The sequence below is a fragment of the Microbacterium sp. ISL-103 genome (genome assembly GCF_018613995.1).
Classification (GTDB): domain Bacteria; phylum Actinomycetota; class Actinomycetes; order Actinomycetales; family Microbacteriaceae; genus Microbacterium.
Genome location: NZ_JAGGPD010000329.1, coordinates 1 through 15164 on the forward strand (window position 1 = coordinate 1; position 15164 = coordinate 15164).

Below are 15164 nucleotides of genomic sequence, written 5' to 3' on the forward strand. Positions count from 1 at the left end.
GGCGAGGATGCGCCCGAACGTGCGGAGGGCCTGAGACATGTGCCCTACCGTATCCGGTCGATCGTGCGGCCGGGTCGCGGCCGCCCGCGGCATTACTCCGCGGCGACGCGAGCGTCAACCGGATTCTCTCTCGACGATGCGAGGTGCAGCATGGCGTCGTGAACGCATCGAGGCCGTGTCTCCTCCGCGCGGTCTCCGCGACGGCAGTGCTGCTGCTCGCGGCCGCGCTCTCGGGCTGCGGCCTGACGATCCCCGCCGACCCCGACGCCACCCTCGCTTCGGCGACCGGCGGCGAGCTGCGCGTCGGCGCCTCGGCGGATCCCGGACTCATCGACGCCGACGGCGAGTCCGACGCGCCGACCGGCAGCATCCCCGACCTCGTGACCGGATTCGCCGACGCCATCGACGCCGAGATCGAGTGGACGGAGGGGTCGGAGGAGACGCTCGTCGGGATGCTCGAGACGGGCGACCTCGACCTCGTCGTCGGCGGCTTCACCTCAGCCACCCCTTGGATCGACAAGGCGGGGGCCACCCGCGGCTACCCCGGGATCGAGGGTGCCGACGGACGCGAGATCGTGATGCTCGTGCCGCTCGGAGAGAATGCGTTCCTCAGCGCGCTGGAGCTCTACCTCGATGCGGAGGTGGGCTCGCGATGACCCTGAAGCGCATCGGCCGCACCGAGCTGCCCGACGAGCAGCGCGATGCCCTTCGCCGAGCCATCCGCTGGGAGTGGTTCACGATCGCCTACACGTCGGTGACGATCGCGGTGATCGCGCTGGTCGTCGGCAACTCGCAGGCGATGCGCACCGCGTGGATCGAGGACATGCTGTCGTTGATCCCGCAGATCGCGTTCCTCACCGCACTGATCTTCATCCGCCGACGCCCCACGGTCAAGCATCCCTATGGGCTGCACAGGGTCATGGGAATCGGTCACCTCGTCGCGGGCGTCGCGCTGCTGGCCGTGGGACTGAACCTCGCGGTCGAGGCGGTCATCGGTCTGGTCGCCGGCGAGCATCCGACCATCGGCACCGTCCAGCTGTTCGGTCAGACCATCTGGCTCGGATGGCTGATGGTCGCCGTCATGGCGGTCGTCATCGTCGGGCCGGTGTTCTTCTACGGCCCGGCGAAATCGAAGCTCGCACCCGTGCTGCACAACAAGCTGCTCTATGCCGACGCCGACATGGCGAAGGCCGACTGGCAGACCACCGTCGCATCGATCGTGGGCGTGCTCGGTGTGGGTGCGGGGGTGTGGTGGCTCGACGGCGCGGCCGCCTTCGTGATCTCGCTCGGCATCGTCTGGGATGGCTGGCGCAACACCAAGACCGCCGTGATCGACCTCATGGACCAGCGGGCGCGGACGTACGACAGCACGCACCCTCATCCGCTCGCCGGCGATGTGCTCTCGACCATGCGCTCACGCCCGTGGGTCAAGGAGGCGGGCGTACGGATGCGGGATCAGGGACAGGTGTTCCACATCGAGGCGTTCGTCGTGCCCCATCGCGGCAGGGTGTCGCTGAGAGAGACGACGGACCTCGCCGAACGCATCACCGATCTCGACTGGAAGGTGCAGGACGTCGTGATCGTCCCCACCGAGAGACTGCCCCACGGGGTCGACACCTCGGGTCGCGACTGAGCTCCGCGAGAGCCGGCGGCGCTCACCGGTGGAACGGGCAGCCGCCGGAGCGAGAGGCGGGCGTGGCCGCCGACCGCACGACCCCACCCGAGCGCGGCTTGGTGGGGAGTCGCCGTCGGTTGACTTCGAGGCCCTCGTCGAGGATCCGCAGAGCGGGGTCGCTGAGCACCGTGATCGCGGCGCCCAGGCCGGCGATCGCCAGCTTCTCGCCCGGGCAACGGTGGCCGGTGGCGACATCGGCGCCGCCGTGCGGCACGAAGGCGGCGAGCGCCTCGTAGTCCTCGACGCCACGGAAGCGCTCGGGGTCGAACCGCTGCGGTCGAGCCCAGAAGCGGTCGTCGGTGTCGGTGCCGAGCAGGTCGAGCACGACGCGTCCGCCGGCATCCACGTGCTGTCCGTCGATGTCGATGTCGGCGGTGGCCCAGCCGGGAAGCATGGGCACGAACGGGGCGGTGCGGCGAACCTCCTGCGCGAACATCGTCGCGAGCGGGCCGCCGACCAGCGCGTCGCGCTCGGCGGCCTCGGCGGCGATGCGCTCGCGCCAGTCCGGGCGCTCCTGCAGCTCTTTCGCGGCGAAGGCCACGAACCGCGCGACGGCGATCATCGGACGGATGCTGTTCTGCAGCTCGACGCCCGCGATGCGCGCCGGCAGCAGCTCGCCGTGTTCGTCGCGATGGTGCGCCCACTGCTCGAGTGCGGTGCCGGGCTCGGCGCCGAGCGCGCCGTGCCGCACGGCGTCGATCAGTCGAGCGGAGTGCCGATCCGACCACCACCGGTTCGCCAGGGCTCCGATGTATTCCGGAGAGTAGGGAGAGCCGAACCCGTCGACGATCTGCGCGAGCCGCGCTGCCCAGCGGGTCTTGGCGGCGGGCGTGCCCGGCACCCCGGCCCACCCCATGATCGCTCGGCCCAGTGCGCCGACCGCCCCGTCGTAAGCGCTGCGGGTGCCGCCGTCGATCCAGGCCTGACGCTCGCTCTGCCACTCGCGCTCGAGCCACGGGGTCAGCCGCGCGACCTGATCGTCTTCGTAGGCGACGTCGATGAAGGTCGCTTTGCGGTGCCGGTGCGCGTCGCCGTCGAGGCTGTGCACCGAGCCGTGTCCGAACAGGCTCTCCTGCACGATCGCCGGCATCGCCCCCGATCGCGCGATGCGGCTCGCGTCGTAGAAGAGCTCGACGCCTTCGACACCCCGCACGAAGACGGCGTCGCTGCCGAGCAGGCGCATCGGTGCCGATCTGGCGCCCGCGCGCACTCGGCGCCAGATGCGGGGTCCGAATCCGTAGCCGCGGGTGAGCAGGGTCTGGGCGTCGTCGTGTGCGAGCGCGCCGAGTCGGCGTGCGGCGCGCGTGGGGATGTCGATGAGGGCCATGACCCGACGGTCGCAGAGGCGCGGCCGTTGTTCCAGGGGGAGGCGCGATGGCGGGGCGTGTGCTAGACCCGGGCACCGGACGACGCCTCCACTGCGCTCGTCAACCCCCTGTACGCCCGACGGCAGGGACGCGAGCATTCGAGAAGACCGAGAGACTCGAAGATGCCGAGAGGAGCGCCGACATGGCGAAGAACGTGCGCACGATGAACTGCCGACCCGACGATGTGTTCCGCGTGCTGGGCAACGGCTGGCTGTACCCGGCCTGGGTGGTGGGAGCGTCGCGGATGCGCGACGTCGACGAGTCGTGGCCGCAACCCGGTGCCGAGCTGCATCATTCGGTCGGCGTGTGGCCCGCGCTGCTCGACGACACGACCGTGGTCGAGGAATGGGCGCCGCCGAATCGCATGGTCGTGCGGGCGAAGGGATGGCCGATCGGCGAAGCTCGCGTCACCCTGCGGGTGCGCTCGTACGACGGCGGCACGATGGTGCGCATCGACGAGGAGCCGGTCGACGGACCCGCCACGCTCGTGCCGAGCCTGCTGAACGCTCCCCTGCTGCGCTGGCGGAACTCCGAGACCCTGCATCGGCTCGCCTACCTCGCCGAGGGCCACGCGAGCTGACGGGCCGCCCCTACCCATAGATTGGTCGTGAGCCGCGACCTCCGCGGATGCGGAGGGATGCACGATGGCCGATGTGACGCAGTCCGGGTGGCGACGCTTCTGGGAGCAGGGCGGCTGGTGGCGCGCGATGGTGCTCGTCGTCGTCTACTTCGTCCTCTACAACGGCCTGTCGCTGCTGCTCACACCGATCGCCTCTCAGATCGACGACCCGCAGAGCGCCGCGGGCATCCTCGTGTTCTACGCCATCCCGGTCCTGGTCGGATGCCTGCTGCTGATCGCGTTCGCGGCATCCGTCGGCTGGCTGCGCGAGATCTTCGGCCCCCAGCCCATCCGCGGACGCGGATGGATGTGGATCGCGATCGCCGTGGTGCTTCTCTTCAACATCCTCCATTTCCTCTCGATCGACTACGGTGACGCCGGATCCGAGGTCGTCGCGACCTGGCTGCTGGCCGGCGTGTTCATCGGATTCGCCGAAGAGGTGCTGACCCGCGGGCTCGTCGTCAACCTGCTCCGCAAAGCGGGGCAGCGCGAGATCGCCGTCGCCGCGATCTCGTCCGCGCTGTTCGCCCTGCTGCATGCGGGCAACCTGCTCACGGGCCAGCCGCTGTTCGCCACGGCCATCCAGCTGGTCTACACCTTCGGGTTCGGCGTGTGCATGTACCTCGCGATGCGGGTGACCGGCACGATCATCGCCCCGATCCTGCTGCACGCCAGCACCGACCCGAGCATCTTCCTCTACACCGCGCACCCGGCCGAGGGGGGCCTTGGCGCCATCGCGGGTCTCGGCAACCCCGCCGTGATCATCGTCGGCATCGTGCTGCTGTTCTTCATCCGCGGCCGGGTGGAGCGGTCGCAGGCGGCCCCGAGCTTCGGAGCCGCCTGACCGTCACGCTCTTTCCGTCATACCGCTGACGGGCGCAGCACCACTTTGATGCAGCCGTCTTCCTTGCGCTGGAACGTGCGGTACAGCTCGGGCGCATCCTCGAGCGGGGCGTCGTGGGTCATGAGGTCCATCACGCCGAGCGGGTCGGAGAGGTCTTCGACCAACGGCATCAGGTCGTCGGTCCAGCGCTTCACGTTGCACTGCCCCATTCGGATGCCGATCTGCTTGTCGAACAGCGTCTTCATGGGCAGGATGTCGGCATCGCCGGCGTAGACACCGCTGAGCGACACCGTTCCTCCTCGACGCACGGCGTCGATCGATGCGTACACGGCGGCGAGCCGGTCGATGCCGGCTTTGTCGAACACAGCGCGGGCCGCCGGGTCGGGCAGCAGCCCGACGGCCTTCTGCACGAGGGCGACGCCGCTGTTGCCGTGGGCCTCCATGCCGACCGCATCGACGACGGAATCCGCTCCGCGACCTCCGGTGAGATCGCGCAGCTCGGTCACGACGTCGTCGGTGAGATCGAAGACCTCGACGCCGTGCCGCGCTGCCATCTCTCGCCGTTCGGCGACCGGATCGACCGCGAGCACGCGGTATCCGCGATGTGCTCCGATCCGGGCGACGAACTGTCCCACCGGGCCGAGACCCATGACGGCGAGGGTGCCGCCGTCCGGAACGTTCGCGTACTCCACCCCCTGCCAGGCCGTCGGCAGGATGTCGCTCAGATACAGGTAGCGCTCATCGGGCAGGTCGGAGGCGATCTTGATGTGGTTGTGGTCGGCGAGCGGAACGCGCAGGTACTCGGCCTGACCGCCGGGTACCTGGCCGTAGAGCTTCGTGTAGCCGAAGAGCGCGGCACCGCTGCCGTACTCCTTCACCTGCGTCGTCTCGCACTGCGACTGCAGCCCGCGCAGGCAGAAGAAGCAGTGGCCGCACGAGATGTTGAACGGCACGACGATGCGGTCGCCCACCGCCAGATCCTTCACCGCGCTGCCGACCTCGACCACGACGCCCATCGGCTCGTGACCGAGGATGTCGCCCTTGTCGAGAAAAGGACCGAGCAGTTCATACAGGTGCAGGTCCGACCCGCAGATCGCCGACGAGGTGATCCGGACGATCGCATCCGTCGGGTGCTCGATGACCGGATCCGGCACCTCCTCGACTGTCACTGCTCGGGTGCCCTGCCAGGTGAGTGCCTTCATCGTCATCCTCCTCGTTCGGTGTCGAGTGGCCACCCTCCCTCGACGAAGGAGGATCCGACAGAGGGTTGACAGGCGGATCGCAGCGGACCGGACGAGGCTGGCCGGCGTCGTCCGCGCTAGCCGCGGAAGGCGCCTCCTTCTTCGAACCAGTCCTCGATACGGGCGTCGTCGTCGAAGGCGACCGCCGGCGAACGACGGGCGAAGACCACCGATTCGGCGAGGGCGGCGACGGACGCCGCACGCTTCTGCTCGGCGTCGCTGGCGTCAGGCAATCGCAGCGCCCCGATCTCGCGCGCAGCCACGAGGGTGGCACTGATCTCGACGAGGCGTTCGGCGATGACGGCGGCGAGGCCGTCGCGGAGTTCCTCCAGGTTGGTGTTCGCGATCTCGAGACGACGATCGGCGACGTGCAGCTCGACGGTCGGGAATCCGTTCGCGGACAGGTGGGCGCGCGTCTCGCTGCCCTGGATCGCGGCGACCTCGTCGCGATCGGCCATGCGCGTGAACACCGCTTCGACGGTGTAGCGGTCGGGTGCCTCATCGGTCATCAGGGCCGCCGGAAGCGAGCCGATGAGGATGGATCCCAGACCCAGCAGTTCGGAGCCCTGCCCCGCGATCTTCACTTGTGCGTTCATGTGCTGACGTTACGCCCGTCGGCTGTGCGCGTTCACAGTCTCACGAGCACCGGGAAGATCGGCCGCGTCGCCCGCGCGGGCGGGCCCGCCCGCGCATGATACGACCCTCGGCCCGCCACGTCGAGGGAGGGGCCTGAGCCCGAGCCGAAGCGCACAGTGGCCCCCACCCACACGCGACCGACGGAGGCCGACATGTATTTCCACCTTCAGGAATTCATCAACGAGATCGCCCAGGACGAGCCGGATCCCGCCGCGGCGAACGCGCTGCAGGAGGGCCTCGGCGGCCAGTTCGGCGAGATGCGCACCATGATGCAGTACCTGTTCCAGAGCATCAACTTCCGCGGGCCCGACGGCAAGGCGTACAAGGACCTGATCCAGGGCATCGGCACGGAGGAGATCAGCCACGTCGAGCTGATCGGCACGACGATCTCCCGACTGCTCGACGGATCGCCGGAGTACAGCGGAAAGCCGACGGATCCGGTGGACGAGCCCGGTGCCGGCGGCGCGACGCCGCTGCGCATCGCCGTCGACACCAGCAACATCCACCACTACCTGGTGGGTGCGCAGGGTGCTCTTCCCGTCGACTCGGCGGGCAACCCGTGGATGGGCAGCTACGTCTACAACTCGGGCAACCTCGTGCTCGACCTGCTCTACAACCTGATGCTGGAGTCGACGGGCCGCCTCCAGAAGTGCCGCCTGTACGAGATGACCGACAACAAGATGGCGCGCAGCACGATCTCGTACCTGATCGTGCGCGATCAGGCTCACGAGAACGCGTACGCCAAGGCGCTCGAGACCCTCGGAGTGAACTGGCGCACGTCGCTGCCGATCCCCAAGACGAACGCCGAGCAGTTCCCCGAGGTGAAGAAGCTGCTGGATCTGGGTCTGCAGAGCAAGCAGTACTCGTTCGATCTCACCGGAGCATCGGAGGCCGGCAAGATCTTCCAGGGCGCATCGCCCTCGAACGACGGCACGACTCTCGATGCGAGCGAGCAGGCTCCGGTCGGCGCACCGATGACGATCTCTCCCGAGCGCCTCGAGGAGTTCTCGCCGGGTGCGGATGCCGAGCTCCGCGCACTGATCGAGGCCACGGCCGCGATGGAGATGGCCGACATCGACGCCACGTTCGGGCGCATGAGCTGAACCGGCGTTGCGACGACACCGGAGGCACGGTCGGGGATGATCGCGATGACATGCCGATATATGGGAAACTGTATCGACCACCGTGATCACCCCGATCGCACCTCTTGCATGGGTCTCGTGGCTGACAGAGGAGGCCCTCGTGGGCAAGCTGATCTATGAAGGAACGACCAAGGCCGAGATCGAAGATCGCGCACTCACGCATCTTCAGCTCGTGATCACGGCCAAGCTGCGCCGTGGCGAGCCCTTCGCCTTCACCTGGCGCGAGGACATGAGCGTCGGAGGCGGCCGCACGACCGTGTGGGTGCACGCCGGCAGCTCGCTCGTGTTCAAGTACAGCGGCAGCAGGCAGCCCTCGATCAACCGCGAATGGATCGAGGCCCTCGCCTTCACCGCGAGCGCACCGAGCGGACTGTACCTCGTGCCGGAGCCCGCCGAAGGCGCGTCATCCGGTCACATCCCCGCGACGACCACCGCCTGAGCCGAGCGAGCCCGGCGTCCGCTCATCGCGCGGACGGCAGAATAGACGACATGTCCCCGAATCCCCCACGGCGACTGCTCGCCTCGGTGCGCAGAATCCTGCACACCGACCCCTCGACGGTCGCGCACACCGAGGCCATGCCCGTCATCGACGAGCGCACGGTGCCGCGGGTGCTCGATCTCGCGACCCGTATCGGCGAGTCGATGTTCGCCGTCGGGGCGTCTGCCCACGAGGTGACGCTGGCGATCACTCGCGTGTGCGCCGCCTACGGGATGCGTGATGTGCAGGTCGACGTCACCTACAACTCGATCACCGTCTCATTCCACCTGAGCGGCGAGGTGTGGCCCGAGACCCTCGTGCGAGTCGTGCGGGTGGCAGCGCCCGATCATGCCAAGCTGCAGCGCGTGCAGGCGCTGGTCGCCGACATCGACTCCGGACTCGACCTCGAGTCGGCCCGCACCGCCTTCCGGGTGCTGCGTCGCGTGCCCTTCCGCTACCAGCAGCCGGTCGTCATCGTGGCACGCGCCCTGCTGGCCGTCGGAGTCAGCATCATGCTCGGCGCCTCGCCGATCATCGTCGCCCTCACCTTCGTCGCGGCCCTCTGCGCGGCGCTCACCCAGGCCGCGCTCGCCCGCGTCCGCGTGCCCCTGTTCTTCAGCCAGATCGCCGGAGGGTTCGTCACCACGGTCGTCGCCGTCGCGGTGACGGCGTTGGGCTCGGCGGGCATCGAGCCGTTCGTCGGCATCCGCCCCTCGATCATCGTGGCGTCGGGCATCGTGCTCATGCTCGCGGGACTCACGGTCGTCGGAGCAGCCCAAGACGCGATCGACGGCTTCGCGCTGACCGCCGGCGGGCGCATCCTCGACCTGACGATGCAGACGCTCGGCGTCGTGATCGGCATCCTCGTCGGACTCGAACTCGGCAGCGTCCTCGGGTTCACTATGGGGCTGCCCGACGATCCCGCCCCGTTCGGACCCCTCGTCAACCAGTTCGCGGGGGCCATCATCATCGCGGTCGCGGTGGCGGTCTTCAACGGCGCCGGCATCCGCATCATTCTGGTGAGCGCACTGCTGAGCGCCGTCACCATCGCGGGATACACGGCGATGGTCGGGGTGAACCTTCATCCGGCCGCGGCGAGCGCGATCGGAGCACTGCTCGCGAGCTTCATCGGGATGCTGATCGCGCACAACCTGCACGTGCCGTCGGTCGCCGTGACGACCGCTGCGATCGTGCCGCTCGTGCCCGGGGTGGCGGTGTTCCAGGGACTCCTCGAGATGATCCATGCCGCCGGTTCCACCTCGGGAGTGGTGGGCGTGGGCGGATCGCTCGTCGACGCCGTGGTGATCGGCATCGGGCTCGCCTCGGGCGCCTCGCTCGGCCTCTATCTCGGCACGCCGCTGCGCGCGACCCTCAGCAGCGTCGCGAAGACCCGCGCCCGCGTGCGGCGCTGACGCCTCACTCCCCCGCCCCTCAGGTGCGCGGTCCGAGCGCTGCCGGGTTCATCTCCCCGGCGGCATCGCCCTTCAGCTCGACGAGGATCGTGTGGGTCGGCGTGGTGCCGGTGTTCTCCCCGGAGTGCCGCTGGGCCGGAATCCAGACCGCCTGCCCTGCGGGCAGGGCCGTGTCGAACACGCGATCGCCGGCCGAGAGCCGACGCGAGAAGTCGCTCAGAGTGACCATGACGCTGTTGGGGTGGTCATGCGGCGTCGTCTGTTCGCCGGGCTCGTCGGTGTACTCGAGCACGCGGACGAAGTCGTTCTCCCAGAGCGTCCGGTAGTGATCGGGATTGGTCAGGGTGGGATCGTCGGTGATCATGCGGTCACTGTACGCTCAGCGATCCCACCCCGACAGGGGCTCTTCGAGCCCGCGATCAGGCTTCGGCGCGCACGGCCTCGAGCGACGGGTAGTCGGTGTACCCCTCGGCGGTGCGACCGTAGAACAGGGCCGGGCGCGGCTCGTTCAGCTCAGCGTCCTGCTGCCACCGTGCGACGAGGTCGGGGTTGGCGATGGCCGGGCGCCCGACAGCCACGGCGTCGGCCCATCCTTCGGAGACGAGTGTCTCGGCCTCGTCACGGGTGGTGACGGTCGAGAAGCCGGAGTTGATGATGAGGGGTGCCCCGAGGGTGCGGCGGATGCGCTGCACGAGCTCGCTCGTCGGGGAGGCGTTCAGGATGTCGACGAACGCGAGTCCGAGCGGGGCGAGCCCTTCGGCGACGGCGAGGTAGGTGGCGAGAGCATCGGCATCGTCCTCTTCGAGGACGCCCTGGATGTTGTGCTGCGGCGAGAGCCGGATGCCGGTGCGGTCGCCACCGACGGCATCGACGACCGCGCGCGTGACCTCGATGGCGAAGCGGGCGCGGTTCTCGGGCGATCCGCCGTACCGGTCGTCGCGGATGTTCGAGACGGGCGACAGGAACTCCTGCACGAGGTAGCCGTTGGCGCCGTGCACCTCGACGCCGTCGAAGCCCGCCGCGATCGCGTTGCGAGCCGCCTGCGCGAACTGCTCGACGACCTCGGGGATCTCATCGAGGGTGAGGGCGTGGGCCACCGGCATGTCGACCTTGCCCACCGGGGTGTGGGTCTGACCGGGAGCGGCGAGCGCGCTCGGGCCGACGACTCGCTCCTCGCCCGAGATCGCAGGATGCGAGACGCGGCCGCCGTGCATCAGCTGCATGACGATCGTGCCGCCCGCCTCGTGCACGGCATCGGCGATGCGACGCCATCCGTCGATCTGCTCGGGCGTGACGATCCCGGGCTGCCCGGAGTACGACTTGCCCTCGGCCGCGGGCCACGTGCCCTCCGAGATGATGAGGCCGTGACCTGCACGCTGCCGGTAGTACTCCACCATCGGGTCGGTGGGCACGCCGTCGTCATCCGCGCGCGTGCGGGTGAGGGGCGCCATGGCGACGCGGTTGGACAGCGGGAGGGCGCCGAAGACGGCTGATTCGAAAAGAGTCACGCTCAGTGACAAGGCCCTCGAGCGGCCGAGTATTCCCCTCGGGTGATATCCGAGCCGCGGTCAGTGCGCTCCGCCGGCATACATCTCGCCCACCGGAACCGCGACCGACAGCACGTTGCCGGGCTGTGCGAGCGGGCACGCCCACGCCGGGTCGTAGGCGCACGACGGGTTGTAGGCGAAGTTGAAGTCGAGCACGATCGTGCCGCGCTCGGCATCGGATCCGAGATCGGCGCCCTTGATCGTGTCGATCAGGTAGCGACCTCCCCCGTACGTGCCACCGGGGCCACCGGCGAGAGCATCGCGCACCGGGATGAAGATCCCGCCGCCGTAGGTCGTGAGACGCCACACGTCGAGCGACCCGGTGTCGGGGATCTCGACCCTGCCGATGCGCTCGAAGGGCACGACGCCGTCGGTGCCGGTCGAGAAGTCGAAGCCCCCCGGCTCTGCGGGGAGCAGGGGCAGCTCGAAGCGCCACTGCGGGTCGTACGACGCGATGGGCAGCCCATCGAAGAGCGGCCGGTCGTCGGCCATCAGCGGCGTCGCCGCATGGTGCAGCATCAGGTCGTCCCGCTCGATGCGCCAGAGCTCATGCGCCTCTTCGGCGGAGTCCGCGCGCCGAATGGCGTCGTACAGGGCGAACACCCGGCGCCTCCAGTCGACGACCTCGGCGGCGGTGCGGGCTTTCGTGAGCGTCATGTCGTTCAGGCTACGCGGCCCACGGCCCTGATGCGCCGCGAGCGCGCCGTCGTCGAACGGCGCTCAGGCGTCGGTGTCGCGCGGCAGCACCGTCAGCACGCGTTCGATGTGGTCGCGGAACTCCACCAGGTAGTCGCGCAGGAACGCGGCCGTTCCCTCTTTCGTGACCGTGCCGTCGTCGGCGAAGGCGTCGGGCGAGAACTGGATGTATGCCTCGGGCGCCGTCATCTGACGCGCGTTGCAGAAGCTCAGCACACCGCGCAGACTCTGCTGGGCGACGGCCGTGCCGATCGCGCCGACCGAGGCGCCGATGACGGCGGCGGGGATGTGGTCGAAGGAGTTCTGACCCCACGGGCGCGACGCCCAGTCGATGGCGTTCTTGAGTCCGCCGGGGATCGAGCGGTTGTACTCGGGGGTGACGAAGAGCACGGCATCCGCCGAGGCCATCGACTCTTTCAGCTCCACCGCGACCGGGGGATACTCGTCGTCGTAGTCCTGGCTGTACAGCGGGAGATCTCGGATCGGGATCTCGAAGAACTCGAGATCCTCGGGCGCCAGCCCGATCAGCGCCGTCGCGAGGATGCGATTGATCGAGGTGGAAGAAAGGCTTCCGACGAAGTATCCGACCCTGTACGCCATGACTGTCTCCTCATTCCTGTAGCCGTGGAATCAGTCTCGTCGGTGTCACGCGCAGCGTCCAGCCCCCGTCTGCGGCTCATCGGTGCGACGTCCGGTCAATCGCCGAACGCGGCGCGCAGTTCGGCGAAGTGGTCGAGGTCGCCGGCGGACCAGCGGCTCAGCCGCCGAGCGGGCGATCGCCACGCGCTGCCGCATGCCCGCGCTGAGCTCGTAGGGGAACTTCGCAGCAGTGCCCAACGGCAGGTGCAGCTCATCGAGCAGGGTCGCGACGCGGATCGACAGAGCCTTCGTGTTGACCCGCTTCTCGCGGATCAGGATCGGCTCGGCGATGACCTCGTTGACGGTGAGCTGCGGCGGAAGGTCTGCCCCGGCTCCCTGCGGAACGAAACCGGTGCGATACGTCAGCAGACGATGCTTGCGACCCGGACGACGGATGTCGACACCGCAGACCTGAGCACTTCCTCCGACGACACGGACCGACGGATCCGTCGAACCCGCCAGCGCCGCGACCAGGGTCGATTTACCCGAGCCGGTCGGCCCTGCGACGCAGATCAGCTCACCCGGGGCGAGAGCGAAGCTCACCCCGTCTATCGCCCGGGTCGGACCGCTGTGGCCGACCCGGTCGATCACCAGGTCGGAGCTGTCGATCGCATTGGTCGATTCGGGCCGGGAGAACATTCTTCCATCCTGCCTTGCCGGGTGGCGGTGCCGTCGTTACGACTCGGCGAAGCGCTGACGCTCCACGTCGATGTCACGCAGCCGCATGCGCAGCGCTCGTCCGCCGTCGGAATCCGCGGGCACCCGCTGGACGGCGCCGAGGAGCTCCTGCTTCTCGTGCTCGAGACTCCGCATGATCAATCGGCGGGCGAGATCAGTCGTCGAGGCGACCGCACCCTCTTCGTTGCGGGCCGGGAAGGGAGTCATGAGCAGCTCACCCGCGAGGGAGCGGTAGGGCTCGCGCACCGAGTTCACGGCGTCCGTCACCCATCCGGCGCGGGTGCGGTCGGCGGCTGATGCGACGGCCTCGCGCACGGCGTCGAGACCGGGGGTCCGGAACGGGGCGCTGAGGGCGCTCGTGAGCAGTGCCTGATCGATCTGGTGGCCGTACTGCAGTGCACCCATCAGAGCGTCACGCTCGACTGCGACGTCGGCAGTGCGGGGCAGACCGGCGAGCGTGACCGGGACCACGCCGGGCACACCGCTCGAGGGCTCGGTGGCCGCGGAGTCGTGCCTGCTCGTCTCGTACCGCGAGGACTGCGCCCCACCCCGGGCGGCGCGTTCGACCTCACTGTGCACCTCGGTGGGATCCATGCCCAGCCGTCGGGCGAGCACGCGCTCGTATCCCGGGCGCAGCAATCTGTCGCGGATCTCGGCGACGATCGGAGCCGCCGCGCGCAGAGCCCCCACTCGCCCTTCGACGGTGGAGAGGTCGAAGCCGGAGAGCTTGCGGTCGATGGCGAACTCGAACATCGGCTGCTTCGTCTCCATGAGAGATCGCACGGCGGCGTCGCCGCGCTGCAGCCGGAGGTCGCAGGGGTCGAGACCGTCGGGCGCCACAGCGACGAACGTCTGCGCGTTGAAGCGGTCGTCTTCGGTGAACGCACGCAGCGCCGCCTTCTGACCGGCCTCGTCGCCGTCGAATGTGAAGACGACCTCGCCCGAGGCGTTGTCGTCGCCCATGACGCGGCGCAGGACCTTGATGTGGTCGGTTCCGAACGCCGTGCCACAGGTCGCGATGGCGGTGGTGAGCCCGGCGAGATGGCAGGCCATGACGTCGGTGTATCCCTCGACCACCACGACCCGTCTCGGATCACCGCGCGAGATGTCGCGCTTGGCGAGGTCGAGCCCGTAGAGGACCTGCGCCTTCTTGTAGATCGGTGTCTCCGGCGTGTTCAGGTACTTGGGACCCTGGTCATCATCGAAGAGCTTGCGAGCGCCGAAACCGATCGTCTGGCCCGACACATCGCGGATCGGCCACACGAGCCGGCCGCGGAAGCGATCGTAGACACCCCGCTGCCCCGTCGAGACGAGACCGGCGGCGCTGAGCTCATCTCGGGTGAAGCCCTGCGCCGTCAGCGCCTTCAGCATCTTGTCCCAGCCGCGCGGTGCGAAGCCCACACCGAAATGCGCAGCGGCTCCGGCGTCGAATCCCCGCTCGCCGAGGAAGCGACGCCCTGCTTCAGCATCCGCAGTGAGCAGCTGAGCGCGGAAGTACTCCGCGGCCGCCGTGTTCGCCGCGTACAGACGACTGCGCCCGCTCGTCTCGGGGGCAGACCCTCCGTCTTCGTAGTGCAGGGCGTAGCCGATTCGCCCGGCCAGGCGTTCGACCGCCTCGGTGAAACTGACGTGATCCATCTCACGGAGGAACGAATAGACGTCGCCAGATTCGCCGCATCCGAAGCAGTGGTAGTAGCCGACCTGCGGCCGCACGTGGAAGCTGGGACTCTTCTCGTCATGGAAGGGGCACAGCCCCTTGAGGGATCCGACGCCCGCGGACTTGAGCGCGACTCGCTCTCCGACGATGTCGGCGATGTTCGTCCGGGCTTTGACCTCGTCGACGTCGGCCTGACGGATGCGTGGCATCAGCCGGCTCCTTCGACGACCGCCTGCCGCGGCGTGTGCTGACGAGCACCCGGTCGCGCATGCCGCGGCGTCCAGATCCCGACCTCGGCCGGGTCGATCTCTCCGACGAGCCTGTTGTGCCAGTCGATGGCGCTCTGATCGGTGAGGCTCGCGATCTGATCGACGACCACTCGTGCGCGCTGAGCATCGGTGGTCGCGGCCACGAAGTCGGCGGAGAACGCGGGCTCGAGCACATCGGCACCGGCCGACCACAGCGCGTCTGTCGACCACCGCGCGTCGGCGAGACGCCTCAGGACCCGCCGCTGCCCTTTGTACACGCCCTTG

Annotated in this window: 16 protein-coding genes and 1 pseudogene; 7 read left to right on the top strand and 10 right to left on the bottom strand. The window is 68.9% G+C overall.

Annotated elements, in window-relative coordinates:
* Positions 1 to 158 precede the first annotated feature (158 nt).
* A complete protein-coding gene (locus J7E68_RS12365; protein WP_311416823.1) occupies positions 159 to 656 on the top strand; it encodes a hypothetical protein in 498 nt (165 codons plus the stop codon).
* On the top strand, positions 653 to 1633 hold the full coding sequence (locus tag J7E68_RS12370) for a cation transporter (protein ID WP_215172987.1): 981 nt from the start codon (positions 653 to 655) through the stop codon (positions 1631 to 1633). The genes J7E68_RS12365 and J7E68_RS12370 overlap by 4 nt, the downstream gene beginning before the upstream one ends.
* A gap of 22 nt (positions 1634 to 1655) precedes the next feature.
* On the opposite strand, the gene J7E68_RS12375 is transcribed toward J7E68_RS12370, so the two are convergent.
* Positions 1656 to 3002: a cytochrome P450 gene (locus J7E68_RS12375; RefSeq protein ID WP_215172994.1), complete on the bottom strand. Its 1347-nt coding sequence runs from the start codon at positions 3000 to 3002 to the stop codon at positions 1656 to 1658.
* A 182-nt stretch (positions 3003 to 3184) separates the two neighbouring features.
* Between J7E68_RS12375 and J7E68_RS12380 the strand changes: the two genes are divergently transcribed.
* Positions 3185 to 3622 (top strand): SRPBCC family protein, encoded by a 438-nt coding sequence (locus J7E68_RS12380; protein WP_215172996.1) that lies wholly within the window; start codon positions 3185 to 3187, stop codon positions 3620 to 3622.
* Positions 3623 to 3686: 64 nt separating this feature from the next.
* Positions 3687 to 4505, top strand: a complete 819-nt coding sequence (locus J7E68_RS12385; protein ID WP_215172998.1) for a CPBP family intramembrane glutamic endopeptidase — start codon at positions 3687 to 3689, stop codon at positions 4503 to 4505.
* A 17-nt stretch (positions 4506 to 4522) separates the two neighbouring features.
* On the opposite strand, the gene J7E68_RS12390 is transcribed toward J7E68_RS12385, so the two are convergent.
* Positions 4523 to 5707, bottom strand: a complete 1185-nt coding sequence (locus tag J7E68_RS12390) for a zinc-dependent alcohol dehydrogenase (protein ID WP_215173001.1) — start codon at positions 5705 to 5707, stop codon at positions 4523 to 4525.
* A gap of 116 nt (positions 5708 to 5823) precedes the next feature.
* The gene (locus J7E68_RS12395) at positions 5824 to 6342 is read right to left on the bottom strand and encodes a hypothetical protein (protein ID WP_215173004.1); all 519 of its coding nucleotides are present in this window, start codon (positions 6340 to 6342) and stop codon (positions 5824 to 5826) included.
* A gap of 192 nt (positions 6343 to 6534) precedes the next feature.
* Here J7E68_RS12395 and J7E68_RS12400 point away from each other — a divergent pair, with 192 nt between their 5' ends.
* The 3 genes from J7E68_RS12400 to J7E68_RS12410 all read left to right on the top strand — a co-directional run bounded on the left by J7E68_RS12400 (position 6535) and on the right by J7E68_RS12410 (position 9414).
* Complete coding sequence (locus J7E68_RS12400; protein WP_215173006.1) at positions 6535 to 7485, top strand: manganese catalase family protein; 951 nt, start codon at positions 6535 to 6537, stop codon at positions 7483 to 7485.
* Positions 7486 to 7624: 139 nt separating this feature from the next.
* The gene (locus J7E68_RS12405; RefSeq protein WP_215173008.1) at positions 7625 to 7963 is read left to right on the top strand and encodes an ATP-dependent DNA ligase; all 339 of its coding nucleotides are present in this window, start codon (positions 7625 to 7627) and stop codon (positions 7961 to 7963) included.
* Positions 7964 to 8013: 50 nt separating this feature from the next.
* Complete coding sequence (locus J7E68_RS12410) at positions 8014 to 9414, top strand: threonine/serine exporter ThrE family protein (protein WP_215173010.1); 1401 nt, start codon at positions 8014 to 8016, stop codon at positions 9412 to 9414.
* Positions 9415 to 9433: 19 nt separating this feature from the next.
* Here J7E68_RS12410 and J7E68_RS12415 read toward each other — a convergent pair whose 3' ends face one another.
* The 7 genes and pseudogenes from J7E68_RS12415 to J7E68_RS12445 form a co-directional block, all read right to left on the bottom strand.
* Complete coding sequence (locus J7E68_RS12415; protein WP_215173013.1) at positions 9434 to 9778, bottom strand: cytoplasmic protein; 345 nt, start codon at positions 9776 to 9778, stop codon at positions 9434 to 9436.
* Between the two features lie 55 nt (positions 9779 to 9833).
* On the bottom strand, positions 9834 to 10922 hold the full coding sequence (locus tag J7E68_RS12420) for an alkene reductase (RefSeq protein ID WP_215173015.1): 1089 nt from the start codon (positions 10920 to 10922) through the stop codon (positions 9834 to 9836).
* A 60-nt stretch (positions 10923 to 10982) separates the two neighbouring features.
* Positions 10983 to 11618: a DUF1684 domain-containing protein gene (locus J7E68_RS12425; RefSeq protein ID WP_215173016.1), complete on the bottom strand. Its 636-nt coding sequence runs from the start codon at positions 11616 to 11618 to the stop codon at positions 10983 to 10985.
* Positions 11619 to 11681: 63 nt separating this feature from the next.
* Positions 11682 to 12257, bottom strand: coding sequence for an NADPH-dependent FMN reductase (locus J7E68_RS12430; RefSeq protein ID WP_215173018.1), 576 nt, complete (start codon positions 12255 to 12257; stop codon positions 11682 to 11684).
* Positions 12258 to 12302: 45 nt separating this feature from the next.
* On the bottom strand, positions 12303 to 12935 hold the full coding sequence (locus J7E68_RS12435) for an ATP-binding cassette domain-containing protein (protein WP_251048936.1): 633 nt from the start codon (positions 12933 to 12935) through the stop codon (positions 12303 to 12305).
* Between the two features lie 36 nt (positions 12936 to 12971).
* Complete coding sequence (dnaG, locus tag J7E68_RS12440) at positions 12972 to 14840, bottom strand: DNA primase (protein WP_215173021.1); 1869 nt, start codon at positions 14838 to 14840, stop codon at positions 12972 to 12974.
* Positions 14840 to 15164 (bottom strand): annotated as a pseudogene (locus J7E68_RS12445) (deoxyguanosinetriphosphate triphosphohydrolase); the annotation flags it as partial. The gene dnaG and the pseudogene J7E68_RS12445, both read right to left, overlap by 1 nt.

Bases quoted from the DNA above. Each gene is read 5' to 3' on its own strand.
- J7E68_RS12390 (WP_215173001.1), bottom strand. From the start codon at position 5,707: ATGAAGGCACTCACCTGGCAGGGCACCCGAGCAGTGACAGTCGAGGAG.
- J7E68_RS12400 (WP_215173006.1), top strand. From the start codon at position 6,535: ATGTATTTCCACCTTCAGGAATTCATCAACGAGATCGCCCAGGACGAG.
- J7E68_RS12385 (WP_215172998.1), top strand. From the start codon at position 3,687: ATGGCCGATGTGACGCAGTCCGGGTGGCGACGCTTCTGGGAGCAGGGC.
- J7E68_RS12370 (WP_215172987.1), top strand. From the start codon at position 653: ATGACCCTGAAGCGCATCGGCCGCACCGAGCTGCCCGACGAGCAGCGC.
- J7E68_RS12375 (WP_215172994.1), bottom strand. From the start codon at position 3,002: ATGGCCCTCATCGACATCCCCACGCGCGCCGCACGCCGACTCGGCGCG.
- dnaG (WP_215173021.1), bottom strand. From the start codon at position 14,840: ATGCCACGCATCCGTCAGGCCGACGTCGACGAGGTCAAAGCCCGGACG.
- J7E68_RS12415 (WP_215173013.1), bottom strand. From the start codon at position 9,778: ATGATCACCGACGATCCCACCCTGACCAATCCCGATCACTACCGGACG.
- J7E68_RS12395 (WP_215173004.1), bottom strand. From the start codon at position 6,342: ATGAACGCACAAGTGAAGATCGCGGGGCAGGGCTCCGAACTGCTGGGT.
- J7E68_RS12425 (WP_215173016.1), bottom strand. From the start codon at position 11,618: ATGACGCTCACGAAAGCCCGCACCGCCGCCGAGGTCGTCGACTGGAGG.
- J7E68_RS12430 (WP_215173018.1), bottom strand. From the start codon at position 12,257: ATGGCGTACAGGGTCGGATACTTCGTCGGAAGCCTTTCTTCCACCTCG.
- J7E68_RS12380 (WP_215172996.1), top strand. From the start codon at position 3,185: ATGGCGAAGAACGTGCGCACGATGAACTGCCGACCCGACGATGTGTTC.
- J7E68_RS12435 (WP_251048936.1), bottom strand. From the start codon at position 12,935: ATGTTCTCCCGGCCCGAATCGACCAATGCGATCGACAGCTCCGACCTG.
- J7E68_RS12410 (WP_215173010.1), top strand. From the start codon at position 8,014: ATGTCCCCGAATCCCCCACGGCGACTGCTCGCCTCGGTGCGCAGAATC.